Source organism: Bradyrhizobium erythrophlei (genome assembly GCF_042430365.1).
In the GTDB taxonomy this organism is placed as follows: domain Bacteria; phylum Pseudomonadota; class Alphaproteobacteria; order Rhizobiales; family Xanthobacteraceae; genus Bradyrhizobium; species Bradyrhizobium erythrophlei.
The window spans coordinates 1-1,718 of sequence record NZ_JBHMET010000188.1 but is presented as its reverse complement, the minus strand read 5'-3'; the positions used below and the strand labels follow the sequence as shown (position 1 = coordinate 1,718).

Genomic DNA, 1,718 nt, shown 5'->3' with positions numbered 1-1,718 from the left:
ATATCTCGCAAGTGAAATGAGGGATTGACATATGGCCCGTTACAGAAGCGGAAGTTGACGAAAGCCGAGTGTGGCGGAGGGGCTACGCTCGTGACCCGAATGTATGGTCCGGCCGCCGGTCCAATTTTGCGATTCTAAAACTAATCGCGCTGGTCCCGGCAGGTGACAGCTTTGACCGCCAGCATGACCGCTGCGCTCTGCGTCACGCCACTCTCCTGCACGAGCGTCCGCCATGTGAAAGCTGTGAGCGACACGGAGTATCGCTTTTTGTCTGGCAGTCGATCGCTTGCCCAGGACCTCGCAATAGGTCGCCAGTTGCGGGCCGAGCCTCAATTGCCCCCTGGTTGTTGGCCGCCCGCGTGGTTCAGTCCTCCGTCCACGTCGCATCGCTCAGCGTCGTTGCGGTGAACGTCCGGTTTGTGGCGTTTGCATTGCAAATAGCGATAGTGGTTTACTGGGCGTTGGCGTTACTTCTGGGCCGAGAGGAGATGGTCTCAAATAACCGGAAATCCGGGATTGCTCTGTGCAATGCGATGGTTGGGACTAGGTTTCTGCATCGGTGCACATGGTGGACCTGCCAATAGCCGGCGCTAGCGTCTGCTTCTGAGGTCAATGCGCGCTTGCATGCGCGCGGTGGACTCTCGAGTACTCATCTAGTCACCCAAAGGCCGAGTTCTTCCATAATTTTCAATACGCGAATTCGCATTTGATTTAACTCTGCCAGCGTGGCGTCGGCGCTCCGATGACGCAGCCGACCCAAGTTTTCCTGCTGCATCGAGACGCAGCACCACGCGCCTGAGCTCGATGGCGTTCGGCCACAAGCTTGCGTCGAATAGCTTCGGAAACTGACATGCCCGATGCGATGTCCTGCCGCAGCCGGCTCGGCTATTGGAGCCCCCGAGAGGCCGGTAAGGTCGTCCGCATGGTCGTCGTTCCATTTCGTCGAGGCCGTAGATTCCCGGGGTGGCCAGTCGTTGTTGGCGCGGTCGCGACCGCAATCCTGGCGTTTGTCGTCGTCTATGCTTTTTTGGTCTGGCGCGATCGGCCGACGATTCCAACGGTGATCCAGTCCAGCACTCGGGCGCCTTACCGGATCGACGTGGTCGACGGCGATACGGTTAGGGCTGGCGGCTATACGTATCGGCTAGTCGGCTTCGACACGCCAGAGAAGGGAAATTTAGCGCGCTGCGAGGGCGAGCGGCAATTGGCCCATAGCGCCAGCGATCGCTTGCGTCAGCTCGTCGCCCAAGGTCGGCCCAGTCTTCGGCGCGTGCCTTGCTCAGGTTGTCAGGCGGTCGAAGAAGGCACGCAGCGCTGTAACTACGGCCGGCTATGCGGGTCCCTGACGATCGGCGGTCGCGACGTCGGCCAGATATTGATCAACGAGGGATTGGCCCATCCGTATGTTTGTGGGCCTCGCGGCTGCCCGCCGAAGCGGTCATGGTGCGGGTGAAAATGGGGAGTTGGAAAAAACTAGGCCGTGTACCTATAAACCCGGCGGCGTCATGTGACTGGTGACTACGTCCGCATTGCTCCTATAGCGACCAAGTTCGTGCGGCAGCGCAGTATGTCGCGATGGGCCAACTCCGGACATCACGCACGTGGCGCGGACAGCAGTGGTCGAACGGCCTCTCTATCGTCCTGATTGGTTCAGTCACTGGGACCGCTTCGTCGGCAAATTCGTATTTTGCGAGGTGGGCACGCCGGGCGGATAAATG

At 59.7% G+C, this 1,718-nt stretch carries 1 protein-coding gene; it reads left to right on the top strand.

Translation table 11 applies throughout. The features are described 5' to 3' along the window. The first annotated feature begins 850 nt into the window (after nucleotides 1-850). Nucleotides 851-1,453, top strand: a complete 603-nt coding sequence (locus ACFFWD_RS27260) for a thermonuclease family protein (RefSeq protein ID WP_376970444.1) — start codon at nucleotides 851-853, stop codon at nucleotides 1,451-1,453. Nucleotides 1,454-1,718: the final 265 nt, after the last annotated feature.